This window comes from Arthrobacter sp. BF1 (assembly GCF_056680215.1).
The window spans coordinates 1,024,498-1,050,192 of record NZ_CM155271.1; the positions used below are offsets into that span (position 1 = coordinate 1,024,498).

The 25,695-nt window shown below is 64.4% G+C and carries 28 protein-coding genes; 15 read left to right on the forward strand and 13 right to left on the reverse strand.

Annotated elements, in window-relative coordinates:
* Positions 1-97 precede the first annotated feature (97 nt).
* The 6 genes from AC1MCD_RS04970 to pxpA all read right to left on the reverse strand — a co-directional run bounded on the left by AC1MCD_RS04970 (position 98) and on the right by pxpA (position 4,966).
* Positions 98-415 (reverse strand): hypothetical protein, encoded by a 318-nt coding sequence (locus tag AC1MCD_RS04970; protein ID WP_498676402.1) that lies wholly within the window; start codon positions 413-415, stop codon positions 98-100.
* 296 nt (positions 416-711) lie between these two features.
* Positions 712-1,698 carry a 5-oxoprolinase subunit C family protein gene (locus tag AC1MCD_RS04975; RefSeq protein WP_498676403.1) on the reverse strand — a complete coding sequence of 329 codons (987 nt, stop codon included), beginning with the start codon at positions 1,696-1,698 and terminating at the stop codon, positions 712-714.
* Complete coding sequence (locus AC1MCD_RS04980; protein ID WP_498676405.1) at positions 1,688-2,593, reverse strand: 5-oxoprolinase subunit B family protein; 906 nt, start codon at positions 2,591-2,593, stop codon at positions 1,688-1,690. Before AC1MCD_RS04980 ends, AC1MCD_RS04975 begins: the two co-directional genes overlap by 11 nt.
* Entirely contained in the window at positions 2,590-3,939 is a 1,350-nt protein-coding gene (locus tag AC1MCD_RS04985; RefSeq protein ID WP_498676408.1) for an acetyl-CoA carboxylase biotin carboxylase subunit, read from the reverse strand. The genes AC1MCD_RS04980 and AC1MCD_RS04985 overlap by 4 nt, the downstream gene beginning before the upstream one ends.
* Before the next feature lie 9 nt (positions 3,940-3,948).
* Positions 3,949-4,188: an acetyl-CoA carboxylase gene (locus AC1MCD_RS04990; protein ID WP_018770516.1), complete on the reverse strand. Its 240-nt coding sequence runs from the start codon at positions 4,186-4,188 to the stop codon at positions 3,949-3,951.
* Between the two features lie 13 nt (positions 4,189-4,201).
* Entirely contained in the window at positions 4,202-4,966 is a 765-nt protein-coding gene (gene pxpA, locus AC1MCD_RS04995; protein ID WP_498676410.1) for a 5-oxoprolinase subunit PxpA, read from the reverse strand.
* A 100-nt stretch (positions 4,967-5,066) separates the two neighbouring features.
* Here pxpA and AC1MCD_RS05000 point away from each other — a divergent pair, with 100 nt between their 5' ends.
* Entirely contained in the window at positions 5,067-6,512 is a 1,446-nt protein-coding gene (locus tag AC1MCD_RS05000) for a PucR family transcriptional regulator (protein ID WP_498676411.1), read from the forward strand.
* On the opposite strand, the gene AC1MCD_RS05005 is transcribed toward AC1MCD_RS05000, so the two are convergent.
* Positions 6,509-7,564: a LacI family DNA-binding transcriptional regulator gene (locus AC1MCD_RS05005; RefSeq protein WP_498676413.1), complete on the reverse strand. Its 1,056-nt coding sequence runs from the start codon at positions 7,562-7,564 to the stop codon at positions 6,509-6,511. The genes AC1MCD_RS05000 and AC1MCD_RS05005 overlap by 4 nt on opposite strands.
* A gap of 270 nt (positions 7,565-7,834) precedes the next feature.
* Between AC1MCD_RS05005 and AC1MCD_RS05010 the strand changes: the two genes are divergently transcribed.
* From AC1MCD_RS05010 to AC1MCD_RS05050, 9 genes are all read left to right on the forward strand, one after another.
* Positions 7,835-8,854 carry an asparaginase gene (locus tag AC1MCD_RS05010; protein WP_498676415.1) on the forward strand — a complete coding sequence of 340 codons (1,020 nt, stop codon included), beginning with the start codon at positions 7,835-7,837 and terminating at the stop codon, positions 8,852-8,854.
* Between the two features lie 41 nt (positions 8,855-8,895).
* Positions 8,896-9,786, forward strand: a complete 891-nt coding sequence (locus tag AC1MCD_RS05015; protein ID WP_498676417.1) for a polysaccharide deacetylase family protein — start codon at positions 8,896-8,898, stop codon at positions 9,784-9,786.
* Positions 9,783-11,174 carry an MFS transporter gene (locus AC1MCD_RS05020; protein ID WP_498676419.1) on the forward strand — a complete coding sequence of 464 codons (1,392 nt, stop codon included), beginning with the start codon at positions 9,783-9,785 and terminating at the stop codon, positions 11,172-11,174. Before AC1MCD_RS05015 ends, AC1MCD_RS05020 begins: the two co-directional genes overlap by 4 nt.
* Complete coding sequence (locus tag AC1MCD_RS05025) at positions 11,161-11,928, forward strand: SDR family NAD(P)-dependent oxidoreductase (protein WP_498676422.1); 768 nt, start codon at positions 11,161-11,163, stop codon at positions 11,926-11,928. Before AC1MCD_RS05020 ends, AC1MCD_RS05025 begins: the two co-directional genes overlap by 14 nt.
* A gap of 26 nt (positions 11,929-11,954) precedes the next feature.
* Positions 11,955-12,701, forward strand: coding sequence for an SDR family NAD(P)-dependent oxidoreductase (locus AC1MCD_RS05030; RefSeq protein ID WP_498676424.1), 747 nt, complete (start codon positions 11,955-11,957; stop codon positions 12,699-12,701).
* A gap of 74 nt (positions 12,702-12,775) precedes the next feature.
* Positions 12,776-13,102, forward strand: a complete 327-nt coding sequence (locus tag AC1MCD_RS05035) for a hypothetical protein (protein ID WP_498676426.1) — start codon at positions 12,776-12,778, stop codon at positions 13,100-13,102.
* Positions 13,095-14,198 carry an oxidoreductase gene (locus tag AC1MCD_RS05040; protein ID WP_498676428.1) on the forward strand — a complete coding sequence of 368 codons (1,104 nt, stop codon included), beginning with the start codon at positions 13,095-13,097 and terminating at the stop codon, positions 14,196-14,198. The genes AC1MCD_RS05035 and AC1MCD_RS05040 overlap by 8 nt, the downstream gene beginning before the upstream one ends.
* Before the next feature lie 248 nt (positions 14,199-14,446).
* Complete coding sequence (locus AC1MCD_RS05045; protein WP_498676431.1) at positions 14,447-14,731, forward strand: hypothetical protein; 285 nt, start codon at positions 14,447-14,449, stop codon at positions 14,729-14,731.
* Between the two features lie 192 nt (positions 14,732-14,923).
* Positions 14,924-16,171: an endonuclease/exonuclease/phosphatase family protein gene (locus AC1MCD_RS05050; RefSeq protein WP_498676432.1), complete on the forward strand. Its 1,248-nt coding sequence runs from the start codon at positions 14,924-14,926 to the stop codon at positions 16,169-16,171.
* Positions 16,172-16,192: 21 nt separating this feature from the next.
* Here the strand turns inward: AC1MCD_RS05050 and AC1MCD_RS05055 are convergent, their stop codons facing one another.
* From AC1MCD_RS05055 to AC1MCD_RS05070, 4 genes are all read right to left on the reverse strand, one after another.
* Positions 16,193-16,462 (reverse strand): Txe/YoeB family addiction module toxin, encoded by a 270-nt coding sequence (locus AC1MCD_RS05055; RefSeq protein WP_498676435.1) that lies wholly within the window; start codon positions 16,460-16,462, stop codon positions 16,193-16,195.
* Positions 16,459-16,707, reverse strand: coding sequence for a type II toxin-antitoxin system Phd/YefM family antitoxin (locus AC1MCD_RS05060; RefSeq protein WP_498676437.1), 249 nt, complete (start codon positions 16,705-16,707; stop codon positions 16,459-16,461). Before AC1MCD_RS05060 ends, AC1MCD_RS05055 begins: the two co-directional genes overlap by 4 nt.
* Positions 16,708-16,753: 46 nt before the next feature.
* Positions 16,754-18,403, reverse strand: a complete 1,650-nt coding sequence (locus AC1MCD_RS05065) for a thiamine pyrophosphate-binding protein (protein ID WP_498676439.1) — start codon at positions 18,401-18,403, stop codon at positions 16,754-16,756.
* A gap of 120 nt (positions 18,404-18,523) precedes the next feature.
* The gene (locus AC1MCD_RS05070) at positions 18,524-19,027 is read right to left on the reverse strand and encodes an Lrp/AsnC family transcriptional regulator (RefSeq protein WP_498676440.1); all 504 of its coding nucleotides are present in this window, start codon (positions 19,025-19,027) and stop codon (positions 18,524-18,526) included.
* A 93-nt stretch (positions 19,028-19,120) separates the two neighbouring features.
* Between AC1MCD_RS05070 and hisC the strand changes: the two genes are divergently transcribed.
* From hisC to AC1MCD_RS05085, 3 genes are all read left to right on the forward strand, one after another.
* Entirely contained in the window at positions 19,121-20,218 is a 1,098-nt protein-coding gene (gene hisC, locus AC1MCD_RS05075) for a histidinol-phosphate transaminase (RefSeq protein WP_498676442.1), read from the forward strand.
* A 53-nt stretch (positions 20,219-20,271) separates the two neighbouring features.
* Positions 20,272-21,684, forward strand: coding sequence for an amino acid permease (locus AC1MCD_RS05080; protein WP_498676444.1), 1,413 nt, complete (start codon positions 20,272-20,274; stop codon positions 21,682-21,684).
* Positions 21,685-22,184: 500 nt separating this feature from the next.
* Positions 22,185-22,313: a hypothetical protein gene (locus AC1MCD_RS05085; RefSeq protein WP_498676445.1), complete on the forward strand. Its 129-nt coding sequence runs from the start codon at positions 22,185-22,187 to the stop codon at positions 22,311-22,313.
* A 31-nt stretch (positions 22,314-22,344) separates the two neighbouring features.
* Here AC1MCD_RS05085 and AC1MCD_RS05090 read toward each other — a convergent pair whose 3' ends face one another.
* Together AC1MCD_RS05090 and AC1MCD_RS05095 are read right to left on the reverse strand one after the other, a co-directional pair.
* Positions 22,345-22,794 (reverse strand): HNH endonuclease, encoded by a 450-nt coding sequence (locus tag AC1MCD_RS05090; RefSeq protein WP_498676447.1) that lies wholly within the window; start codon positions 22,792-22,794, stop codon positions 22,345-22,347.
* Positions 22,795-23,758: 964 nt separating this feature from the next.
* A complete protein-coding gene (locus AC1MCD_RS05095; protein ID WP_498676449.1) occupies positions 23,759-24,058 on the reverse strand; it encodes a hypothetical protein in 300 nt (99 codons plus the stop codon).
* Positions 24,059-24,087: 29 nt separating this feature from the next.
* On the opposite strand from AC1MCD_RS05095, the gene AC1MCD_RS05100 reads away from it, so the two are divergent.
* Both AC1MCD_RS05100 and AC1MCD_RS05105 read left to right on the forward strand, forming a co-directional pair.
* Complete coding sequence (locus AC1MCD_RS05100) at positions 24,088-24,252, forward strand: hypothetical protein (RefSeq protein WP_498676451.1); 165 nt, start codon at positions 24,088-24,090, stop codon at positions 24,250-24,252.
* Between the two features lie 307 nt (positions 24,253-24,559).
* A complete protein-coding gene (locus AC1MCD_RS05105) occupies positions 24,560-25,675 on the forward strand; it encodes a hypothetical protein (protein ID WP_498676453.1) in 1,116 nt (371 codons plus the stop codon).
* Positions 25,676-25,695: the final 20 nt, after the last annotated feature.

Below are 25,695 nucleotides of genomic sequence, written 5' to 3' on the forward strand. Positions count from 1 at the left end.
CCCGTCGCCGCCACCAACAACCACCAGGTGGTGCCCGTCCGCCAGCACCCGATCAAGCGATCCGGAACGGTACTTACAGCAGGCAGTTGTCCTGCTCCTAGCCGTTGTCCGCGCCGTCTCCGGTGTCCTCCCACATGACATCCAGATTGTGGAAGATCACGGGTCCATCGCACAGTTCCGCCATCTTGGCAGCGAACTCGGACGTTTCCGGCCGGCCGGAGTTCTCCATTGCCGAGTCAAAGGACTCGAAGTCGACGATGGTGAAGTAGGTCCCTGGGTGGTCCCTGTCCGCCGTGGCAACAATCCGGCGGAACGTGGCCGGAGCGCTCCCCTCGGTTCTTGAGGGACGGCCCAGTTCTTCGATCTCCTTGATACGGGAGGTCTTGAATTCGATGATCTGCACAAACCCGGCCATGACGGCTCCTCGACAGCAGTGGACGTTGATGCGGCTGAGACTAGTCCCGGCGTGGGACGGTGTACAGGGGAGAAATGCCCTAGTCGGGCGGCTGTGTGGTGCTGGCGCCGAGGCAGGGGATGTAACCCGACCAGTGCCTCGTACAAAGGGGCGGTGGGGTAGGGGATGAAGTAGTCATCCGGCTCCCAGGTGGCAGTGGACCGGGTGCGGGAGTCCTTCCGGATCTCCCGGCAATGGCGGCGGTAGGCCTGGCGGTGGTGGGCGGGTCCGGGATGTTTGGGACCCGCCTCTACCTGTCAGCGGGTGGCGCCCAGTGCCGCCCACGCCTTGTTCCGGCGTTCAGCATGGTCCCGGCGGGCATCCAGGGCATCAGCCAGGCTGACAGCCACAAACCGGGTTGCCGTTCCGGGGGCCGCCCTGGCAACCAGGTCCATGTCGGCGCTGATCACCGTGCCCACCATCGCGTAGCCGCCACCGGAGACGGCATCCCGGTGCAGGATTATCGGCTGGGTGCCGCCGGGGATCTGGATGGACCCCACGGCGTAGCCTGCGTCCACAATGTTGGAGGGGTCCGAGCCGGCACCGAAGGGCTGTTTCCGCTCTTTCCAACTCACGCCCGGCCCGGAGTAGCGCAGACCCATCCGGTCAGCCACCGGCGTCACCTTCCACTCCTCATCCAGGAGACTGGCCAGGCCTTCGTCGGTGAGGCGGTGGTCGTACAACCCCAGCACGATCCGGACTTTCTGCTCTTTGGCGTAAACGGGCCGGAATTCATCCGGAACAGTCCCGGCCTGGGGGAGTTTTCCGCCGTTCAAAGGAGCGCCCACAGGGACTCCGTCACCTGACTCGAGCTTCCGGCCCTTGAACCCGCCGATCCCGCCGAGGCTGTATGTGGACCGGCTTCCGAGCACCTCCGGGACGTCGATGCCGCCCTGGACTGCGATGTAGTAGCGGGCGCCGCCCTGGATGACGCCGAAGGAGAGCTGGTCCCCGGTCTTCAGCGGCAGGCGGCTCCACTGGGGCCGCGGCTCCCCGTTGACCTTCACCTCTACGGGGGCGCCCGTGACGGCGATGACGGCATCGTTGTCGGTGGTGAGCACGGGGCCGAGGTAGGTGCACTCAAGGACCGCTTCCCGTGCCGTGTTTCCCACCAGGGCATTTCCGAGTTCAGCGGAGTACTGGTCCATGGAACCGCTCTGCGGGATGCCCACGTTGTAGTGGCCCGTGCGGCCCTGGTCCTGGACAGTGGTGGCCAGGCCCGGGTTTCCAATTTCAAAAGCCATTGAGGGCCTCCATGAGTTCACGGTTGTAGCCTTCGGGGTCGGCCAGGGCTTTGGACAGCTCGAACGTCACCGGCGCCTGCCGGTAGCGGAAGGTGCCTGCGGATATCTCCGTCTGGATTGCGTTGTACTCCGCCTCGCTGACCGGCCTGAACTTCACGATGTCCCCCGGGCGGAAGAAAACCATGAAATCCTTGAAGTCTGCCAGGGCCTGATCGGGATCAAAGATGGGGGCGGCGGCCACGCCGAACATCTGGTAGCCCCCGGCGCCGCGGACAGAATAGATGCAGCCGAAGCATCCTCCGTGCCCCACCGTCAGTTTGGGGGTGTCGGTCCGCGGGCTCAGGTACTTGGGGACCTCCAGCTGCTTGTCCCGGTCCACCAGCTGGAACAGGAAGGGCAGCCCGGCCACGAAACCCACCATGGACACTAGCCATGGATGTTCATGGTGCCGCTGGATGAATTCCGCGGCGTCCTTGAGGTGGTTGACCTTGGCCGCGTAGTCGATGTCGCTGCCGTGGGGTTCCTGGTGGAATCCTTCACGGAACCGCTGGGCCACTTCTGCGGTGAAGGGGTCCTCGTACCAGACCGGGACTTCAATGATCCGGGTTTCAAGCGCCCGCTGCTGGTGGTTCATCAGGTCGCGCTCTATGTCCCTCACGGCCGTTTCCAGCTGTTGCGGAGGCAGCACGTCAGGATCGAACCGCACCAGCAGGGAGGCGTTGGCGGGGCAGATGTCTACGATTCCCGGGTGCCGGGCATCGGAGAGCCTGCCGGCGATGGACATTACCTTGAAGTTCGCGGGCAGGCTCATGGCCTCAGAGACTTCCACGAACAGGAATTCGTCCCCGCCCCAGGTGTAGCGCGCACCCGGGAAGACGGCTGCTTCGGTAGTCATTTTGCCCCCAACAGGTTGGCTGCAGTTTCGATGAACTTGGAATGGTGGCTGACATCGGCAAATTCGGGACGTGCCAGCAGCGCCTTATGGACGGGGACAGTGGTCTTGACGCCTTCAATGTGCGTTGCCTCCAAGGCCGCCAGCGTAGCCGCGATGGCGGCGTCCCGGTCCGGGGCATGGACGATCAGCTTGGCCAGGAGGGAGTCGTAGTACGGGCTCACAGCCGAGCCAGCCTCCACCCCGGTGTCCACCCTGATTCCGTCGCCTGATGGCCATTCCAGGGACCGGATGACCCCCGGGCTGGGGAAGAAGTTATGGCTGGGGTCTTCTGCGTTGATGCGGCATTCGATGGCGTGGCCGGTGAAGCGCACATCGTCCTGGGATATCGACATAGATCCGGTGGAGGCAATCAGTAGTTGCTCACGGACCAGGTCCACGCCGGTGATCTGCTCGGTGATGGGATGTTCCACCTGGATGCGCGTGTTCATCTCAATGAACGCGGCCTCGTGGTTGACGGGGTCGTAGAGGAACTCCACTGTCCCCGCTCCGTGGTAGCCGCATTGGCGGGCAAGAGCCACGGAAGACTCCCGGATGGTTTTGCGGACGGTCTCCGGAAGGTCGGGAGCCGGGGCTTCCTCCAATACCTTCTGGGAACGGCGCTGCATCGAGCAGTCGCGGTCACCCAAGTGGACGAAGTTAGTCCCGTCACCGAGGACCTGCACCTCAACGTGGCGGGCATGTTCCACGAACCGTTCCAGGTAGACAGTGTCGTCACCGAAGACGGCACCGGCCTCGCCCCGGGCCATCTCGATCGTTGCCAGGAGCTCGCCTTCATCGTGCACGAAGCGGATGCCCCTGCCGCCGCCGCCGGCGGAAGCCTTCACCACCAGCGGGTACCCGATGCCGCGCGCAATTTCCACGGCGTCAGCCTCCGGGTCCAGGGGCCCGTCGGATCCCCGCAGCACGGGGACTCCGGCCTTTGCTGCCGACTCCCGGGCCAGGGACTTGTTGCCCATCATGGCGATGGTGTCCGCGTTCGGGCCCACCCAGGTCAGGCCGGCGCCTGCCACCTTCCGCGCGAAGTCGGCATTCTCCGAAAGAAAGCCGTAGCCCGGGTGCACGGCATCGCACCCCTGCTCCCGGGCCGCGGCGACCAGGGCGTCCTGGTTCAGGTAGCTGGCGGCTGCCTGGGCCGGGCCAACCACCACGTAATGGTCGGCGGACCGGGCAGCCAGTGATTCCGCGTCGGGCTCGCTGACCCCCAGGACAGTTTCGATGCCCATTTCGCGCGCGGTCCTGGCGATCCGAACGGCGATCTCGCCACGGTTTGCGATGAACAGTTTCATGGGCTGCTTTTATCCTTCCCGGATAACGACGATGGAGTCGCCCGGGTTGACCATGTCGCCTTCGTTGACTTCAAAGGATTCAAGGGTCCCGGCGACGTCGGACTGGATCTCGGTGAACTGCTTCATGATTTCCACGATGCCGATGGTCTGCCCGACTTCGATCGTGTCGCCTTCATTGGCGAAGGGAGGTTTGCCCGGTCCGGGCTTGCGGTAGAAGACTCCGGGAAGGGGTGAAACGATCGTGGCCATGTGCTGCTCGCTTTCAGGAGTGGGCGGGGCGGGATGAGTTGAGCGCGTTGCGTACGGCGGAGGCGACGGCGACCGCATTGGGGGCATCGGAATGGACGCAGATGCTTTGGAATGTGATGTTCAGGGGAGTGCCGTCGACGGCGGGCACCGGCTCGCCTGCCATCGCCCGGCTGACGCGTTCTGCGGCGGCGGCCGGGTCCGTGGGTGCGGGCCGGCGCTGGATGAGCAGTTCGCCGGCGGGACCGTAATTGAGGTCAACGTACAGTTCCGGTATGAAGTCCACGCCCATGGCACGGCATACGGATTCATGCGCAGTGCCGGCGAGGCCGTAGAAGGGAACACCGAACTGCTTCGCGGTGCCGGCGGCCGCCTGCATGAGGTCTTCGTCTCCGGCGAGCATGCCGTAGAGGGCGCCGTGGGGCTTGATGTGGTTCAGGGGCAGCCCGTTCTTTGCCAGGAAGGCCGTCAACGCCCCCGTCTGGTAGAGGATGATCGATTCAACTTCCTCAGGGGTGAGGACCATCCGCCGGCGGCCGAAACCCATGGGATCAGGGAGCCCGGGGTGCGCTCCGACGGCGACGCCGTGTTCAGCGGCAAGGGCTACGGTCCGGTTCATCACGTCCGGGTCCCCGGCGTGATAGCCGCAGGCGACGTTGGCGACGTCGATGATTTCCATCAGGGCAACGTCGTTTCCGAACTCGTGCAATCCGAAGCCTTCACCCATGTCGGAGTTCAGGAACACTTGGGTGGCCGTGGTTTCCGTCACGTTTTTTTGCATGCAGGCAACGGTACAGAGGCGATGACCCGGCCGGAATTGGGCGGATCGCCGAATGTGGACAGACGGATTATGCTTCTTGCACTAACCAGGAGGGATTTCCATGCGTGTTGCCGATCTCGTAGCGGATCCCGCGCTGAACATCCGCCTTGCCGTGCCAGGCAGTCCAGGACGTCTTGCCCGCCCCATCGCGTGGTGCGCGCCCACGGAGCACATGGACCCCACGCCGTTCCTCAGCGTCAACGCCCTGCTGCTGACCAACGGGATGGGCCTCAACGTGAAGGACTACCGGATTTGGGATGCCTACGTTGAGCGCCTGATGTCTGTGCCCGTGTCAGGGCTGGTTTTCGGCCTGGGCGCGGCACACCGCGAACTGCCGGCCGGCCTGGTGCAGGCCTGCGAGGCCTACGGCCTTCCGTTGCTTGAACTGCCTCCGGAAGTGCCGTTTGTCCTGGTGATGAGGCATGCGGACCAGCTCATCGCGGCCGAACGTTACGCCGAGCTGCGCACGGGATGGGAGCTCGCGGACGAGTGCACAAGGCTGGCAGCGGGCGGCCATTCCCTGGCTCAGGTACTGGAGCGGGTGGCCACCGCCGTCAGGGCGCGGGTGGCGGTCCTTGACCACAACGGCTTTGAACTCATGTCCGCAGGAACAGCCGGGGGCGGAACGGCCCGGACCACGCTGAGCCTGCCAAGCGGCGGATCCCTCCGGTTCAGACTGGCCATCGAGGGAATCAAGAGCAACGTGGTGTTGCAGCCTCTGCTGGGGCCGGTGGCTGCGGTCATTGCCATGCAGCTGAGCTACACCCTTGGTTCCCGGTCACCCCTGCATTCGCGTGAGGCCGCACGCTTCATGGAGGCGCTCTACGAGGCCAGGGGAACACCGACGCCGGCCCTGGAGCGCTACGCCCTGGAGGCCGGATTCGAACCCGATGCCGAGTGGGGCGCGGTGCTGATCGCCGGCGCCGAAGAGGTTGCGCCGGTCAAGCTGAGGACGATCGCCTGGCGGGTGCGGGTGGGCCTGCAGGCTGAATACAGGACGGTGCGGTTCATGGAAGAGGCCGGCCTCACCACCCTCCTGGTGCAGGGCAGCGAGGCGGGAATGGAGCTGATGGAGGCCGTCCGGAAGTCCTTCCAGGACGCGCCGGAGCTCTCCGCCGTCGTTTCCGAGTGCGGGAGCCTGGGCGAACTGCCGCTGGTCCTGCGGTTGGCCCGCCGCCGGGTGGGCACAACGGGACTCCATCAGGCGCCCGTCGCAGACCTTGCCGGCGTGGTGGAGGGCTTGCCCGGACCCGGACTGGTGGCGATGGCGCGGCGCCTCCTGGCCCCGTTGATGTCCGACGGCGGAACGGCCATGCGCGAAACGCTTGAGGCATACCTGCGGCACAGCGGAAACACCCGCGAGACCTGCAGGGAGCTCTTCATCCACCGCAACACCCTGACGTACCGGTTGCGCAAGATCGAGGAGCTTCTGCGGCTTGACCTGGATGACGGCGAAGTCCGCGCCACCTGCCTGTTGGCGTTGCGGATCGTAGCCGCCGGGACCTAGGTGGCGGACACTTCCGCCGGGGCCCTGGCGGCGCTGCTTTCCCGCACGTACAGGGTGGGCTCTAACCGTGCAGGTTCCGGTTTTTCGCCCCTGAGCACGGCCTGGATGAGCTGCACTGCCGTCCGTCCAATCTCCGCCATGGGGGAGTGGACCGAGGTTAGCGGAATGGGAAGTTCGGCCGCCAGGGAGGTGTCGTTGTAGCCCACCACGGCCACGTCCCGTCCTACGATGAGGCCGTGGGAGCGCAAGGCTCCCATCGCTCCGATGGCGGCGAAATCGTTGACGGCGAAGATGGCGGTGGGACGTGGTTTGCCGCTGGCGAGGATCTTTTCGCCCGCCTCCCGGCCGCCTGCCGTATCGAAGCTGGACCACACCACGTCATCGTCGGAAATGGTCCCGCCAAGGGAACGCCAACGGTCCAGGAAACCGGCAGTGCGGTCGACGGCGGTGCTTGCGTACGGCTCGCCGGCAATCACCGCCACCTGCCGGTGGCCCATCTCCCACAGGTGGCTGGCTACGAGTTCGCCGCCGACCACGTCGTCGCAGGTGGCGGACGGGTAGCCCGGCGCCCGGCGGTTCATCAGCACGAACGGGACCTTCCGGTCCGTCAGTTCCTGCAGGAGGCCGCCGTCAAGGTGGGCGTCGCCAATAATCAGGCCGTCCACCCGGCGCGCCAGCATGAGGTCGATTTTCCGGCGCTGTTCTTCGGGATCATCGCGCGAGTTCATCACAAACGCGGAGTACCCTACCTCGGCTGAGGCCTCGTCGATGCCCTCGTACATGATGGCCAGGACCAGGTCCGAGAGTCGGGGGACGATGACGCCGAGCAGTTTGGTCCGCCGGGTGCGAAGGCTGGCGGCCTGCGGATCGGGGGAGTACCCGAGCTTGCGGGCCAGTTCACGGACGCGCTCAGCGGTGGCAGCCGAGGCGGCTCCCTTGGCCACGTCAGAGCCGGAATGCAGGACCCTGGAGACGGTCGACGGATGGACGCCCAGCTCCCGGGCCAAATCCTTCAGCGTGACCGTTCGGCCGCCGTCGGCCTTTTCTTTCATGTCCATCTCCTGCCCACCGGGGTCACTGTAGCCTAGGTCCGCCGCCCAACTCTGCTTCAGGACCATACGGGCGGCCCTTGACGTGACCCGCTTCACATCCTATAGTCATTCTTCAACGTTACCCAAACGTTTGGGTGGATGATCCCGAAACACCTCCCGGCACCAGCTACCGCTGGCACCGGATCCCTTTTTGCTATGTGACGAACCTTCCTGCGGCACCTTACCCAATCGATTGGGTTTGAGACCGCAGGGCGAACCACCGGAGCTGAAATGACTGTTACCGACTCCCACGTCGTGCTGCTGGCCACTGGAGGCACCATCTCGTCGCGTTCGTCCCATGCTGGCGGCGCCGTCGCCTCCGATACCGGCGAGCAGGTGTTCCAAGCCCTCGGTTCGCCGGTCTCCCATCCCGTCCGGGTGCTGGACGTGTTCCAGAAGGGGTCCTACCTGCTGACCTTCGAAGACATGCTCAGGATCTGCGCCACCATCAAGGATGTCCTCCAGGACCCGCAGGTCCTGGGCGTGGTGGTGACCCACGGGACGGACACCATGGAGGAGACCGCCTACCTCGCCGACCTGACCCATAGCGACGAGCGGCCGGTTGTCTTCACCGGTTCGCAGCGGGCCGCTGACTCCGAAGCTCCCGACGGGCCGGACAACCTGGCCAGGGCCATCGCCGTCGCAGGTTCGAAAGAGGGAAGGGGGAAGGGCGTGATGGTGCACTTTGCGGGCGCCATCTTCCCTGCCGCCGGCGTCCGGAAAAGCGAAACTGTTCGGCTCAATGCCTTTGCGAACCCCGATTTCGGGGTACTTGGCCAGGTATCAGCCCAGGGAGAAGTTGCAATGGCGGGAGGTGGCAGCAGGCCGAAGGCCCTGCCCCTGCCCCAGCCGAACGGCGGCTCACCACGGGTGGACCTCGTTGCCGCCTACCCCGGCGCGGACTCCACCCTGATGCACGCAGCCCTTGAAGCGGGAGCGGAAGGCATCATCCTGCAAGGCACCGGAAGCGGCAATGCCAACCCCAGCCTCTGCTCCGAGGTCGCCGCCGCAGTGGCGTCCGGCGTCGTGGTGGTCACCAGCACCCGCGTCGACGCCGGACCAGTGGTCCCGATCTACGGAGCCGGCGGCGGCGGTGAAGACCTCCGGGCCGCGGGCGCCATTGGCTCGGGCCACCTCCGGCCGTCCCAGTCGCTGATTCTGCTCAGCCTCCTGCTCAGGATCAATCCCGACCGGGAGCGGATCACCGAAATCTTTACCCAACGAGGGAGGCCTCCTGAACCTTCCGTCTGACACCCCAGAACACCCGGTTATACACATAGAAAGGAAATCTCATGGCTAAGGACATTCAAGTCGCCTTCGGCGTGGACGTAGACGCAGTGGCGGGCATGCTCGGCTCCTATGGGGGCGAGGACTCCCCCTGCGACATCAGCCGGGGTCTGTTCAGCGGGGAAGTGGGGGGACCGCGGCTGATCCGGTTGTTCCAGAAATACAACCTCCCGGCAACCTGGTTCGTGCCGGGCCACTCGATCGAGACCTTCCCTGAACTGACGCAGATGATCGTCGACGCCGGACACGAGATCGGCGTGCATGGATATTCGCATGAAAACCCGATCGCCATGACCCGGGAACAGGAGACCGCCATCCTGGACCGCTCAATCGAACTGATCGAGAAGGTTTCCGGGCGCCGGCCCACCGGCTACGTTGCGCCGTGGTGGGAATTCTCGCCTGTCACCAACGAAATCCTCCTTGAACGGGGCATTAAGTACGACCACTCCCTGATGCACCGTGACTTCGAGCCGTACTACGTCCGCGTGGGCGACTCGTGGAAAAAGATCGACTACACCAAGGACGCCGAAACCTGGATGGAGCCGCTGGTCCGCGGCCAGGAGACCGACCTGGTGGAGATCCCGGCCAACTGGTACCTCGATGACCTGCCTCCCATGATGTTCATCAAGGCGGCGCCGAACTCGCATGGCTTCGTCAACCCCCGCGACATCGAACAGATGTGGCGGGACCAGTTCGATTGGGTCTACCGCGAGATGGACCAGGCCGTCTTCACCATGACCATCCACCCGGACGTCTCCGGCCGCCCCCAGGTGCTGCTCATGCTCGAGCGCCTGATCGAACACATCAACTCCCATGAGGGCGTCAGCTGGCTGACCTTCGACCAGATCGCCGACTCCTTCCTTTCCCGCAGCCCCCGTAAGGAGAACAAGTCATGACCATCCAAGAACCGGCTGTCGACCTGTCACAGCCCCGACCGGACGAGAAGCGCCGCTTCCCGGTCTTTTCCAAACGCCACACCACCACCGCAACCGTCCTCGCCTTGCTGGCCTGGACCGTGGCCGTCTTCGACTACGGCCTGTTCGGCACCCTGCTGCCGGCCATGCAGCAGGAATTCGGCTGGTCCGCCACGGAAGCGTACGCCATCAACACGTGGATCGCCGTCGGCACTGCCGTCGTCTGCTTCGGCATCGGACCGGTCATCGACAGGCTCGGACGCCGCAAAGGCATGATGACCACCATCGGTGGAACCGCCGTCGTCTCCGGCCTGACTGCACTGATCCCCACGGGCGTCCCCTTCTTCAGCAACGCCATGCTCATAGTGATTCGTTCCTTCGGCGGACTCGGATTCTCCGAGCAGGCCGTGAACGCCACCTACATGAACGAGGTTTACCAGGTCACGGAGGTGGCCGATAAGCGCAAGCGCCCCGGTTTCCACTACTCCTTCATCCAGGGCGGATGGCCGCTGGGTTTCCTGCTGGCCAGCGCACTGGCCCTGGCCTTCCTGCCCTCCATGGGCTGGCGCGCCCTCTACCTGATGGCCACCATTCCGGCCGCCGTCATCGTCTGGGTCATCGCACGGAAGCTCAAGGAAACGCCCCAGTTCGAACTGCACCACAAACTGACAGAGCTTGAGAAGAGCGGCAAATCTGCAGAGGCACACACGCTCGCCCACGCATACGGCGTCGAGCACTCCTCGGCAGCCCCGCTCAAACGCATCTGGGAGCCGCACCTGCGCCGGAACACCATCGTGTTCTCCCTGGCCTGGATCTTCAACTTCTTCGGCATCATGATCTTCAGCATCCTTGGCAGCTCAGTCCTGAAGAACGCCAAGGGCGTGGAACTCTCGGATGCCTTCTGGATGCTGATCGTCATCAACATGCTGGCCTACTTCGGCTACGTCTTCCACGGCTGGCTGGGCGACAAGATCGGCCGCAAGCGGACCATCATCGGCGGCTGGATCCTCTCCGGCATTTCCTTCACCATCATGCTCAGCCCGATCGCTACCAGCCCGTTCATGATCATCCTCACCTACGGCGCCGGCCTGTTCTTCCTTGTGGGCCCGTACGCCGCCATCCAGTACTTCATGGCCGAGTGCTACCCGGTGAGCTGCCGGGCCACCGGAACCGCCTTCATCGGCGCCATGAGCCAGCCCGGCGTGATCCTCGGCGGCGCCCTGTTCACCGCTGCGGCAGCCGGCGCCGGAACCGGGCCCGCCGCGCTGTGGGTCGGAGCCGTGGGAACGCTGTTCTCCGGACTGCTGATGATCGCCGCCAAGCCCCCCGCTGAAGCCCTCTTGGAGGACCACCCCCATGACGTCCCCTAACAAAGTCGCCATCATCACCGGCGCCGCCAGCGGCATCGGCCGCGCCCTCGCCGTCCACTACGCCCGCCAGGGGGTGGTGTCCGTCATCGGCACCTTCCCCGGGGACCCCCACGATCCGGAGGAAACCCTCCGCCTGGTCAAGGAGGCCAACGGTGAGGCGGTGATCCACGAAGTGGATGTCCGCACCACTAAGTCAGTGGACGCCCTGGCCCAGCGGGCCGTGGACGAGTACGGCCGGCTGGACTACGCCATCGCCAACGCCGGAATCCTCCGCAATTCCCCGCTGGGGGAGATGACTGACGAGCGCTGGCACGACATGCTCAACGTGGACCTCACCGGCGTGCTGCGCACCCTGCGTGCCGGCGCGGAAAGAATGACCGACGGCGGTGCACTGGTTGCGATCTCGTCCATCGCTGGCGGGGTATACGGGTGGGAGGAACACGCCCACTATGCCGCCGCCAAGGCCGGCGTCCTGGGCCTGGTCCGCAGCGTGGCCGTGGAACTCGGTCCCCGGCAGATCCGCGCCAATGCGGTGATTCCGGGCCTGATCGAGACCCCGCAGTCCCTGGACCCGGTGAACTCCCTGGGGCCGGAGGGGCTGCAGCGGGCCGGAAAGGACATCCCCTGGGGCCGGGTGGGAACACCGGAGGAAGTGGCCAGCGTAATCGGGTTCCTCACCTCCGACGAGTCGCGCTACATCACGGGGCAGGCGCTGGTGGTTGACGGCGGCCTCACTGTGAAGATGCGTGCCTAACGGCGCGCCGAGAAGGAAAGGACACTATGAACACATCGACCCATGCTGCTGACCAGGCCTTCGGGAACGCTCCGGCCGGGAAGGGCCGCGGGGTGGTGGTCACCGGCGGTTCCAGCGGGATTGGCAAGGCCATCGCCGAGGCCTTCGTGGCCAACGGGGACCGGGTGGCCGTGCTGGACCGGGCTGCAGGGGACGGCACCATCCGCGTGGACGTTGCGGATGAGGCCAGCGTGCGGGCGGCCTTCGCTGAGGCCCGGGACAGGCTGGGCGGCATCGACGTCCTGGTCAACAGCGCGGGCCTGCTGACGGAGTCTCCGCTGGAGGACATGTCCCTGGCCATGTGGAACGAGACCCTCACGGTGGATCTGACCGGTGTGTTCCTGTGCTGCCGGGAGGTGGTGGGGGAGATGCGGCAGCGGAAGTGGGGCCGCATTATCAACATCGCCTCCCAGCTGGCCATCAAGGGCGGCGTGGGCCTGTCCCATTACAGTGCTGCCAAGGCCGGTGTGGTTGGGCTTTCCAAGGCCCTTGCCCTGGAAACGGCGGCGGACAACGTCCTGGTCAACTGCATTGCCCCGGGCCCCATTGAAACGCCCCTGGTGGAGGGCATATCGGAAAGCTGGAAGGCCGCCAAACGCGCCGAGCTGCCGCTCCGGCGCTTCGGGACGCCGGCGGAAGTGGCACCTGCCGCCGTGCTGCTGGCCAGCGATCCGGGCGGAAACCTGTTTGTGGGACAGACGCTGGGGCCCAACTCCGGCGACGTCATGCCGTAAGGAAAGGGAACGACATGTGCGGTGCCTGCGGAAGGGCTACAGTTGCCGACCCTGCCCTGGGACCGGTGCGGACCATGCGACAGCACCTGATCGTGGCCGCCACGATCAACGCGGTCTGCGCCGGCCTTCCGGGAGCTCCGAAGGTGACTGCCCTCAAGGACGGGTGGCTGATGACCGGCCCCGCCGGGGCGTCCAGGCAGTGCCAGACCCTCGAAGAACTGTGGTCCGCTGTGCTCGGCTGTTTTACCGACGCGTCGGTAGCGGACCGCCTGCGCGGACGCCGGCAGGCATACGCGGCTGATCCAGCCAATGCTGGCCTGCCCGCGCTTGCGGCCCAACCGGACGGGGCCTGGCCGGGCCCCTCTGCACCCAACTACTCCCCAGGAGATCTCTATGACTGATTACACCCCGCTCTGGTCACCCATCAGGATCGGTTCCACTGACCTGGACAACCGGGTTGCGCTGGCTCCCATGACAAGGATCAGCGCCACCGAGGACGGGCACGCCACGGAACGAATGGCCTCCTATTACCGGACGTTCGCCCGCGGAGGTTTCGGGCTGCTGATCACGGAAGGTATCTATCCGGACACTGCCCACAGCCAGGGCTACCACCACCAGCCGGGCATCGCCACGGAGGAGCAGGCACAATCCTGGGCAAAAGTCGTGGACGGCGTCCACGCGGCGGGCGCCAAGATCTTCGCCCAGCTGATGCACGCGGGGTCGCAGAGCCAGGGAAACCGGTTTGTGGCCTCATCGGTGGGACCATCGGCGGTGGCACCCAAGGGGGAGCAGCTGGGGTTCTACCGCGGGGAAGGTCCGTATCCCGTTCCTGCCGAGATCACTGCGGACCAGATGAAGGAGGTCCGGAATGGCTTCGTCACGGCCGCGCTGCACGCACAGCAGGCCGGGTTCGACGGCGTTGAGATCCATGGCGCCAACGGATACCTGCTGGACCAGTTCCTCACGGACTACCTGAACCAACGCGACGACCACTACGGCGGCACACCGGAAAACAGGGTGCGGTTCGCCGCCGAGATCTGCCGCGACGTCCGCGAGGCCGTCGGCCCCGGAATGACCGTGGGGATCCGCATCTCCCAGTCCAAGGTCAGCGACAATGACCACAAGTGGAGCGGAGGAGTGGAAGAAGCCGAAGTCATTTTCGCCACCCTGGGTGCTACCGGAATCGATTTCGTCCACACCACCGAATACCGCGCCGCCGAGCCCGCGTTCGCGGATGCAGAGGAAACCCTCGCCGCACTGGCCAGGAAGTACTCAGGCGTGCCCGTGATCGCGAACGGCAAGCTCGACGATCCGGATACGGCCGTGTCCATGCTGGCAGAAGGCTCGGCGGACGTCATCGCACTGGGCAAGGGTGCCTTGGCCAACCGGAACTGGCCGCACCTTGTCCGCAACAACCTGGAGTTCGAGGAACTCGACCCTGCCGTTTTCGCTCCCCTGGCAGATGTCAAGGACTGGGAGCTGGAGGATCCCACCTAAACGGAGAGTCTGGGTCAGCTACCCCGCCAGCGTCATCACTGGCTGCCAAGGAACGTGAGCCTTCCCACCTTATTTTGAGTGGCTCACAATAGGCCGTAAAGTTGAGTACAGGCCACCGTAGCCCTTGAGTACCGCACCGGTGAACATACCCGGGCCAGCGGGGCAAGCGACACCACGCGCAACCGCCCTCCTGCTTGAGCGGCACAAGAACCTGTACGGCCCTCATCCTGACACTCCAAGGAGAAACCATGACTTTGCTGACCCAGCGCCCCGCACCATCCTCATCCACCGAAACCGCTCTCAAGGCCACTGCCGGGATCACTGTCGCTGACGCTGCACCGCGCGGCGGCAGCTACGTTACTCTCCCCGCCGGCAGCTTCCCCGCGGGCGTCGAGGGAAGCTATGTCACCGTTGCCGGCGGCCGTAACCTGCACCCCGTCACCCGTGGCAGCTATGTCACGGCAGGCGGCACTCCCGTTGTTGCCGCACGCGCAATCGAGGGCAGCTACGTAACGCTTCCGTCGGCGGCCTAGGGTCCAGCGCCCTGCGGGGGACAGTACCCCGAAGGCAGTAAGGGAGGCCGACGGCGGACACTGGGTGTCGCCGTCGGCCTCTTTTTTGCTGCGGTGGGGATCCATCTCCGTTCGCCTGACGTATGTCTTGCGGTCATCTGGGATGCGTACGTTGAACGCACCGTCGTTCGTACTGCTATGCCAAGGAGTTCCATGTCCAGGGGACGCACACTCACCGCTGCCGTCACCGCTGCTGTTCTCGGCAGCCTCGCCGTTGGTTTCGGCGGGGCTCCGGCCGCCGCCGATCCCAACGCCGAGCCCAAGAAGGACCGCACGGTGGACCTGCGGGTCGCCACCTACAACCTGTCGCTCAACCGGGCCAGCGCCGGCGAACTCGAGGCCGATCTGAGCACTCCGGACGACGCGCAGGCGCGCACGGTTGCCGAGGTCATCCAGCGTGCCAACCCGGACGTCATCCTGCTGAACGAGTTTGACTACGTGCCTGGGATGCGCGCGGCCGACCTGTTCCGCGCGAACTACCTGGAGATCGGGCAGGGCGGGGCCGATCCCGTCGACTACCCCCACGCCTACGTTGCGCCCTCGAACACCGGGATCCCCAGCGGGTTCGACCTCAACAACGACGGCAAGGTCGGCGGCGGCGACGACGCCCTTGGGTTCGGAGCCTTCGAAGGCCAATACGGCATGGCCATCCTGTCGAAATACCCCATCGACACGGACAACGTGCGGACGTTCCAGAACTTCCTGTGGAAGGACATGCCAGGAGCGCTGCTGCCGGATAACCCGGCCACGCCCGAACCGGCAGACTGGTTTTCCCCGGAGGAGCTCGACGTGGTTCGCCTGTCGAGCAAGTCGCACTGGGACGTTCCGGTGAAGGTGGGCGGGGAAACGGTGCACGTGCTCGCCTCGCACCCCACGCCGCCGACGTTTGACGGCCCGGAGGACCGGAACGGCCGCCGCAACCACGACGAAATCCGGTTCTGGGCTGACTACGTCACCCCGGGCAAGTCGCAGTACATCGTGGACGATCAGGGTCAAAAGCGCGGGCTCCTGCCAAGCGAACCGTTCGTCATCGTCGGGGACCAGAACGCGGACCCGTTCGACGGCGACTCCGTGGCTGCCGCGGTCAACCAGCTCCTGGATTCCAAGCAGATCGTGGACCCGTTGCCAGCCTCCGATGGTGCCGCGGAAGCGGCCGCCCTGCAGGGCGGAGCCAACTCCACCCATAAGGGCGACCCCCGCAACGACACGGCCGACTTCGGCGACACCGCACCGGGAAACCTCCGGGCTGACTACGTGTTGCCCTCACGCAAGACCACGGTGCTCGGTTCCGGCGTGTTCTGGCCCACCCAGGCGGACCCCCTCTCACGGCTGACCGGGGTCTATCCGTTCCCGAGTAGCGACCACCGTCTCGTGTGGGTGGACCTGCAGGTGCGCAGCTAGCCCGCCAACGCCCCCAGGCCGTTAGTAGTGGTAGCGGGCCTGCAGGATGGTCACGTACTGGTCATCCGCCATGTAGACGAGTCTGTGTTCCTGGTCGATGCGCCTGGACCATGCTCCGGCCAGCGCGTGCTTCAGGGCCTCCGGCTTTCCAATGCCCTCGAAAGGATCATCGCGCAGCGTGTCTTCGATGAGGGTGTTGGTCCGCTTGAGTGTCTTGCGGTCCTGGGTCTGCCAGTAGAGGTAGTCCTCCCACCCTTCGGCGGTCCATGCCAGCCTGCGGCCGGCGGTCACGGATCAGTAAGCTCGTGCTCGATGACTTGACCATCCCGGACGGCAGAAAGGGATGACAGCAATCGCTGGGCGTTCTTAGGCGACCGCAGCAGATGGGTGGTCTCCATCAGGGCGTCGTACTCTTCCTTGGACATGAGGACTGCGGATCCGCGCTTAGACGTGATCTCGACTTCGGTGTGATCGAGGTTGACGCGTTCGATGAGGCCGAAGAGATCCCGCCGTGCCTCGCTGGTGGTGATTGCCATGTCTTCCTCCTTGTTGTACTAGATATGGTACCAGTCGGGCCTGCGGTCAGGCTGGTTGTTTGGCCTGCTTGGACGCCATCCACTCGCTCATCCACGGTGCCCGGACGCTGGAGGTGATCCGGCAGTCGGCCACGAAGGTGCCCTTCGCGCCGGCGTCGATCCACTCCGTGAGCGCCGAAAGGTCCGACAGCGAGCGGATGATCGCGGACTCGGCCCCCAAAGCGCGGGCAACACCGCTAAAGTCCACCTCGGGGATCAGCATGGGCTTTTCGGTAAGGCCCTGGGAGCCGTACTGGTGGATTTCGGCTCCGTAGGCGGCGTCGTTGTAGATCACGACGATGGCGCTGCTCGCCACGCCAATGAGTGACTCGAGGTCGGACAGTCCCATCAGGAAACCGCCGTCGCCCGAGGCCAGCACCAGGGTGCGGCCGTCCTCCAGTGCGCGGGCTGCCCCGACGGCGCTCGCAAGTCCCAGCCCGATGGACTGGAAGGCGGTCCCCACCATCACCAGGTCCTGCGGCCGCGGGATGTTCCAGTACATGGGCGCCCAGCCGAGGAAGTGCCCGCCGTCCTGGACCACCGTGCGGCGCTCCGGCAGCACGGCGTCCAAGGCGGTGGCCAGGGCGCGCGGGTCCAGCCGGCCGTCCGCGGTCTGGTCGGAGCCCGGGTGGTGGGCCGGTCCTTCGGCCAGGCGTTTGCGGGCTTCCGCGCGCCAAGCTTCTCCCGCAGCCTCGCCGTCCACCAGCTGGAGCAGGCGCGCCGCAGCAGACGTCACGTCCGCGCTGACGAAGGTGTCCACCCGGGGGTGCGTCGGCTGCAGGGCGGCGTCGATCTGGATGACGGTGGCGTCCGGGCCGAGCAGGTGCCCGAAGCGCAGGGTGAACGGGCTCAGGCTGGCCCCGGCCACCAGGACCACGTCGGCCTCACCCATGAGGCCGGCCGCGGTGTCGGTGCCGAAACCGCCGGCCACGCCCAGGTATCCCTCGCCATTGAGGAGGTTGAGCGCCAGGGCGGTTCCGGCGGTCAGTGCGCCGATCCGGTCGGCGAGTTCGCGGAGTTCCGGGCCGGCGCCGGCGAGGTGCGCACCGCGGCCGGCGAGGATAAGCGGCCGCTTGGCCCCTGCGAGGAGGCGAGCCACCTGCCCCAGGCCGGCGCCGCCGTCGTCCGCTACCTGGGGTGCCAGCGGCGCTGGAAGTTCTTCGTCCGCAGCCTCGAGTGCCGCGAGGTCGTAGGGGATGGCAATTACGACGGCGGTGCGCTTGGTGAGTGCGTACTCCACCGCCTGCCGGGTAATGGAGCCCGCGGCGTCGCGGGTGACGGTGAAGGTGGCCGCGCCGAGGCCTGCGGCGATGGCCGCCTGGTCCACGTCCTGGGGCCGGGCGCCGCTGCTCGGGGCGTCCCCGGTGACCAGCACGACCGGGATCTGCGCCTGGACCGCCTCCGCCAGGGCCGTGAGCGCGTTGGTGTAGCCGGGGCCGTAGGTGGTGGTGCCCGCGGCGAGGCGTCCCGACGCCCGGTAGTAGGCGTCGGCCGCGGCGATGGCGGCGCCCTCGTGCCGGACGGCGGAGAAGCGGAGGCCCAGCTTTTCCGCGGCGTCCAGGAAGTAGACGTTGCCGTTGCCCATGACGCCGAAGACATCGCTGACGTAGCTGCTGAGAACCTGCGCCACGCGGCCGGAGACGGTAAGAGTAGTCATGCAGGAATCTTGTGGCGTAGTTCACGGATAGGCAAGAGAGTCGAATTTGCTTGGGATATTTGGCAGTCGACTCCTGGTACAAGTGAAAATCTGCCCACTTGTGGCGCGCATCACTCGCACTTAGTTGGAAGGGCGGGATTCCTGCTCCGATAGCCGGCTGAGGAGGCCGTCGTAGCGGGGCGGCATGAGTTCCAGCACGGAGATGGCCGTGCTGGTCCGCTGGATCCCCTCGATTTCCAGGATCTCGTTGGTGATGCGGTAGAGATCGGCCGTACCGCGGGCCACCACCTTCGCCATGAGGTCCGCGTCCCCGGTGGTGGCGTGCACCTCGATGACCTCCGGGATCGCCGCGAGCCCGTCCTCCACCGCACCTGTCCGGGTCTGGCTGATGGACAGCGAGAGGAAGGCCATCAGGTCATAGCCCAGCGCGGCGGGGTCCAGTCTCCGGCTGAAGGAGCGGAGGGCGCCGCTGCGCTCGAGCCGTGCCAGCCGGGCGTGGACCGTGTTGCGTGCGACGCCGAGTGTCCGGGAGAGTGCCAGGGCGCTGGCTTCGGGATCCCCGTCGAGGGCGAGGACGATCCGGCCGTCGAGGGAATCCAAGGTGCGGGGGTTCGGGATGGTCATATTTTCACCACAGTTAGTAGAAGTTGAGCAGAAGTCCCAATGGCTTGAGGGTATCTTGCATTGTGGGCCGGGTCACAATCATGATCAGTCCTCATGACCAGTGATCAGCTCCTCATCGCACCGGATACCGTGCTTCCCACCCTTCGTGGCGCGGTGGCCGGACTTCCGTCCTACGTCCCGGGCCGCCGCGGCGCCGGTACGGACATCGCAGCCCTCGCCAGCAACGAAAGCCACTACGCCCCGCTGCCGGCTGCCGCCGCTGCGGTGGCCGCTGCGGCCGGCACCATGAATCGCTACCCGGACAGTGCCGCCGTCGAACTCCGCGAACGGCTCGCCCTGCACCTGGGCGTCACCGCCGGAGAAGTGGCGGTGGGACCCGGCAGCGTCGGCGTCCTCCAGCAGATCATCACCGGCCTGTGCGACGCCGGGGATGACGTGATCTTCGCGTGGCGCTCCTTCGAGGCTTACCCCGTCCTGGTTGAGCTGGCAGGCGCCCGGCCGGTCCGCATCCCGCTGGACGACGCTGAAGGCCACGACCTCGACGCCATGGCCGCGGCCGTCACCGACCGCACGAAGGTCATCCTGCTCTGCACCCCCAACAATCCGACCGGGGTGCCGATCGACCACGAACGCATCGAGGCCTTCCTGCAGTCCGTCCGCCCCGACATCCTCGTGGTGATCGACGAGGCCTACGTGGAATACGCCGAAGCGGGCAGCGGCCCCGATTCCCTGGCGCTTTACCGCCGGTACCCGAACGTCTGCATCCTGCGCACCTTCTCGAAGGCGTACGGGCTCGCCGGCCTGCGCGTGGGCTACGCCGTGGCGGCGCCTGCCATCGCCGAAGGACTGCGCCGGACCGCCCTTCCCTTCGCAGTGAGCGCGCTGGCCCAGAAGGCGGCCGTCGCGTCGCTGGACGCGGGGGAGGAGATGGAAGCGCGGGTCGCCGCCGTCAAACAGGAACGCGCCCGGATGGCCGCGCAGCTCGAAGCCCAGGGCTGGAAACTGCAGCCGAGTCAGGGCAACTTCCTGTGGATCCGTGCCGACGAAGGCCTCCGGGCGAGGCTGGTGGACGCGTTTGATCGCGCGGACATCATGGTCCGGGCGTACCAGGGCGACGGCGTGCGGATCACCGTGGCCGATCCCGCCTCCAACGACCGCGTGCTCCGGCTCCTCGAAGCCCACGCAGCGTGACAACTGACTGACCTTTTACCAACCCGTTCCGCCTACAACCAGAGGAATCCTCAATGGAACAACAGACAAAGACGTCTGCCCGCACCCTCGGCGCGGCCCTTAAACCCCGCCAGCTCACCATGATGGGGCTCGGAAGCGCCATCGGCGCCGGCCTCTTCATCGGCTCCGGCGCCGGCATCCAGGCCGCCGGCCCGGCCGTGCTGATCTCCTACCTCGTGGCCGGCACACTCATCATCCTGGTGATGTGGGCGCTCGGCGAGATGGCCGCCGCCAATCCGGACAGCGGCGCCTTCTCCGTCTACACCGCCAAGGCCTACGGGCCGGTGGCCGGCGCCACGGTGGGCTGGCTCTGGTGGCTGCAGCTGGTGGTGGTCATCGCGGCCGAGGCGCTCGGTGCGGCGGCCTTGCTGGCCACCATTTTCCCTGCCCTGCCGGTGTGGCTGATGGCCTTCGTGTTCATCGTGGTGCTCACCGCTGTGAACCTCACCAGCGTGAAGAACTTCGGCGAGTTCGAGTTCTGGTTCGCGCTGCTCAAGGTGGCGGCAATCGTCGGGTTTCTCCTGGTGGGCGCTGCATTGCTCTTCGGCTGGCTGCCGGGAGTGCAGTCGCCGGGCCTGTCCAACTTCACCGGTGCCGGATTCGCACCCAGTGGTTTCGCCGGGATTGCCACGGCACTGTTCGTAGTGGCGTTCGCGTTCGGCGGCACCGAGATTGTCTCCGTGGCCGCAGCTGAGACCGCCGAGCCCGCCCGCAGCGTGAAGAAGGCAGTCCGCACGGTGCTGTGGCGCATCCTGGTTTTCTACATCGGTGCGATCTTCATCATCGCGGCCGTCGTTCCCGTGGGTTCGGCCGGGCTGAAAAGCCCGTTCGCCGCCGTGCTGGACGCCGCCGGCATGCCCGGTGCCGCCACCGCCATCACCCTGGTAGCCGTCGCAGCCCTGCTCTCCGCGCTCAACGCCAATCTCTACGGCGCCTCCCGGATGGCGTTCTCCCTCGCCGAGCGGGGTGAAGCTCCGCGCCTGCTTGCCTCGGTGTCCAAGGCCCGGGTTCCGGTTGTCGCGGTCCTGGCCAGCGTCGCCTTCGGCGTTGTCACGGTGGTGCTGGAGCTGGCTTTCCCGGAGAAGGTCCTTCCCGTCCTGCTCAACATCGTGGGCTCGACGTGCCTGCTGGTGTGGACGTCCGCACTCCTCGCCCAGCTCGCGCTGCGCCTCCGCGCTGACCGGGAGGGAACGGAGCTTCCCCTGCGGATGCCCGGCTTCCCGTGGCTCACGGGCTTCGGTCTTCTCATCCTCGCGGCGATCTTCACGGTGGGCTTCATCGGCGAGGATTCCCGCCCCCAGCTCCTGAGCACGTTCGGACTCGTGGCGCTGCTGGCAGTGGCGAACTGGCTGCACCACCGGCGCGGGAAGGTTGCGGGCCAGGTTGAAGCTTCGGACGATGCTAAGCAGCCGGTTCTAATCGACTGACTCAGGAGCTTGGAGCCCCTTTCGAGGCACTTCACGGTTTGTGCGCAGGGCGGGCCCGTCCGGTCTGGCTGGCTCGCCCTTCGCCCGTGCATTCTGGATCCTGGAGGCTGCTCCGTCGATTGCAAATCGGCGCATCAGGCGTGCCGCAAAAACAATGCGAACTGGACACCGAGTTCACCGTGAAAACAGTCCGGGCTCGGGCGGTTCCCTTTCGCTCACGCGGTAGGCGGGGCAGACGAATAGTGTCCACTACGTATGGATATGCAGTGGCACTCTTCAAGATGGCCGTGTGTGCTGGCCGAGCCAGCATGCGCTTTCGCCATGTGTTTTCGGCGGCCAGCAGGCACAGCTCGCCATCAGTCTTGAATACCGGTGCAGCTTCTAGTCAGAGGTGATGCTGGGAGCAACAAGATGCGCAGACGACATAGGCCTAGTTGCTATGGAAACTCCCAACTCGAACGGGGGGCAACGGCACTTACCGGGTGAGGAAGGAAGTCAAGATGCCTGTGGCTTCCGTGTTTGCCGGCATCGCCGGGACGGCCGTCAGCGCGGGGGAGCGGATAAGACCTGACCGCGACGTCCCGCTGTTTTTGGGACACCCGCCATTCCGTTTGCCACGGCTGGTCTAACTGTATTAAATGCCGTCGCACCCAAGGCGTTTCAAGAGGCAGCCCCTCGTTCCTCTAGGAAGCGGCGGTACCGTATCTCCGCCATTCGCCATTCCATCACCGTCTTCCCCAGTTTGGCGTTGTTGCAGGTGGAGCATGCCGGAAGGATATTTCCTGCCGAGTGACGGCCGCCGCGACTAAGCGGAATTACGTGCTCTTTCTGCAGAAGCGGCCGACCATGTTTGTCCCTGCCGGGATCGGCACCGCAGTAGGCGCAGCGGTAGTTGTAATGGACCATAATCCATTGCCAGTCGGCCTCCGTGTACCGAAAAGTCTCCGCGCCGATTTTTCTTGCCCGATAGGCGGCGGCGAAGATGCTGCCACGACCCGGGTTAGCAAGCGTTCTCAGCCTCGTCTGCTCCCGGATTTCTTCACGATTGGTCCTGTACCGGAGCTTCGATTTGAGCCTTTGCTGCTCCTTGAATCCAGGCTCGTTCGCCATCCGTGCTGCCATATAGGCTCGCTTTATCGGTCGCCAGTGCCTGCTGATTCGCGCCCACCTAGTCCGGTTTCTCAACTGGATGGTCAAAGGGTTCCTCCGGCGGTACGCCTTGTCATTACAGATGCTGGAGCAATAGATGGCCTTTGGACCTCGATTGGCTGGGATCGGCGAGCCGCAGACGGGGCACGGAGGTCGTTCGTCACGGCGGGCGACCCATTTCGCATGTCGGCGTGCCTCACTATGGGCCATGAGCGTGTCGTAGCGCTGAGGGTTGTCTCGCCGCCATCCACGGTGGGCGCACAGCCTTGAGCAGTTTCGTTGATTCCATGCGCGTCGTTCGAACTGTTTGCCGCAGAAGTCGCACTCGATCATGACGCGGCGAGCAGTGGCACGCGCCTGATTCGCAGCGAGGCGTTCCTCTTCCAGGCGCTCGGCATTTCGCATGGCATAGGCTTTCTGGCGGCAGTTTTCACTGCAGTATTTGGCCGGGATCCGTTGAGACGGAACCGGGTTTTGGCAGTTTTTACATAGCGGAGGATCCGCCCGTAATACATCAAGGGCAGCGGTTCTTGCAGCTCGCTCAGCGCGCGGCGGCTGACGTTTCCGTGGGCCCTTGCACTCAGGGGAGCAGTACTTTGCGCTCCAATGCAGGCCCTCAATTGGCCCGCCACAGTTCAGGCATTTCTTGTCCATCCCCGAATATTAGACCCAAATTGGAGAGATGTCATTGGACAATAGGTATATTTACGGACCCAACCTTCGGAATATATAAAAATTGACCGTTCAGTCGCTACACCTTGGACATTTGGTCAGCGGTAATAACTGGCAAGTGTAGTATTTCGAAAACGCAATGATTTGCAATAGAGTGAACTAATTATATCCAGAATTATCTTTACCTGAGTGGAGAATTAACTTCTTAGACCTTCCCGTAATCAGAATGCTCGATAGGTATATTTGTAGTAGCTTATTCCAGCCACCTCTGCCGGCTCGGAGCCTGCGGCGAATGTATCACCGTCCGGGTTGTGGTCTTTATCCTCATTACCACGCTGCTGAAGTCGACGAGCAGGCGAGTGCTTCCCGCCTGCTGTACGCGATGGGCCGCGACTCCGTCCTGCAAAAAGACGGTCTTCGGCAGGCTCAACGCGAAGTTCCACACCCCCGTGGCGAACCTGGTGATCACGGGCATCGTAGGCCTGATCGCGATCTTCCTGTGCGTCGCTACGTCGACGTCGTTCTTCGACTTTGGTGCCTTCACCGTCTTCACGATGGTGAACGCCTCAGCGGTGTTCCACTATGCGCCAGCGCCGGTCGGGACACCGGCTGAACCCGGTGTCCTACGTGGTGGTGGTCCCGGTGATAGGCACGATCGCCTGCGCGTACCTTCTCTCCCAGTTGGACAGCAACGCTATTACGCTGGGTGTGTCCTGGCTGGTGCTGGGCGTCGTGTCCTGGCCCTGATCACGCGCGCATTCAAAGCGTCGCCGCCGGAAAAGGATTGCATTGGGGCCTTCCCGGACAATGGGTTAGTGAGGATTAGTGGCTGCAGCCACCCGCGCGGATCTAGAGCGACCGTACTAGAGTGGCTGGCCCATATATGAGACATTAGCGCGGCCATTAGGCAATAGATGTCTCGATTACTTGGATTGCATGATCACTGCTAGCATCGGCCCGTGGGGTTGTCACTGAGGGACTATCTATGATCTTGGGGGACACCTAGGCCTTCGGCAGGGGCGGGCACGAATTCGCACCCCACACCTAAGTAGAGGTGGGGATTCTGGAAATAAAGCTGGCATGGATCATCAACTACATCCATGGGTCCGATCTGAACTTGGATACGTCGAAGTACTTCAACTTAGTTCCGACGAAGGCGCCGTACACAAAGATTGACGTGCAGTCGGAGTTTCGGTATCCGTCCCTAAGGCTGGACTTTCAAAAACCCTTCCACTCCACCTTGGCAAAGGCCTTTAAGTCCTGGCCGCTTGTGGACCACGCTCCGAGCCTTCCTTACAACGTGACAATGGATGATGGACGTAAAGTAAGCTTGACGGTTTCCGCAGTCATCTATTGTCCTCGAATTCTGAGCCTGCGGATCAACATCGTAGATGTTGTCGGGGAGCAGCTGAGCTCACTTGCCGACCGACCGGAGATGTCAAACATTCGGTCTCATCCCGAGATTGATGAGCTTACTCAGTATATTATTCGAATCATTGTTGGTGAGTCTGATTCCAACAAAAAAATGGGCTACCAGCAGTTCCCATTGATGCGGGTCGAAAAAATCGTATCAATCCACTTCTCGACGTGGCAAGAGCACTTCAAACAGTCCATTGCGAGAGTGCTCATTAGAAATGATTCAGCCGGAACGATGCGGGATGAGTTGGTTCATGACTTGTTTCGAAAGGCGGAACACTTTAACTTCAAGTCGTCGCGGCAGTATTTGCTCCTCGACAAGCAGGGACTGCTGATGCTTTCCTCGACTGAAGATGACGATATGAATACTCGACTGCGAGATGCGACCTTCAATAGTGCAGCATTCTTGATCGAAATCGGATTTGTTTTTCAGACATTCCTGCTCAATTACCTGAAACTACGGGCGGCGCGGCCTTTCTTGGCAGACTTCGTCCTGAGTCGCATTGAACCTTGGTGTATTGCCCCTGGTGCCGTCCTGCGTGTCAGCGTGACTAATAGGAAGCTTTGGAACCTAATCTGTGAGGAGCTGAACCTCATGGAGCTTTACGGACTGCTGACTAGCCGTCGGTATGTGCGTCAGAATTTGGATGACAACATGCGGCGCTTCGATGAGTTGTCCGTACAAAATAGCTTTTGGCTTGCAGACGAGGGCAAGGGCCGGAAACTGGACTCTTCCGGAGACTACAGTGTGTGAGTGGGGTGCATTCGCCTTCA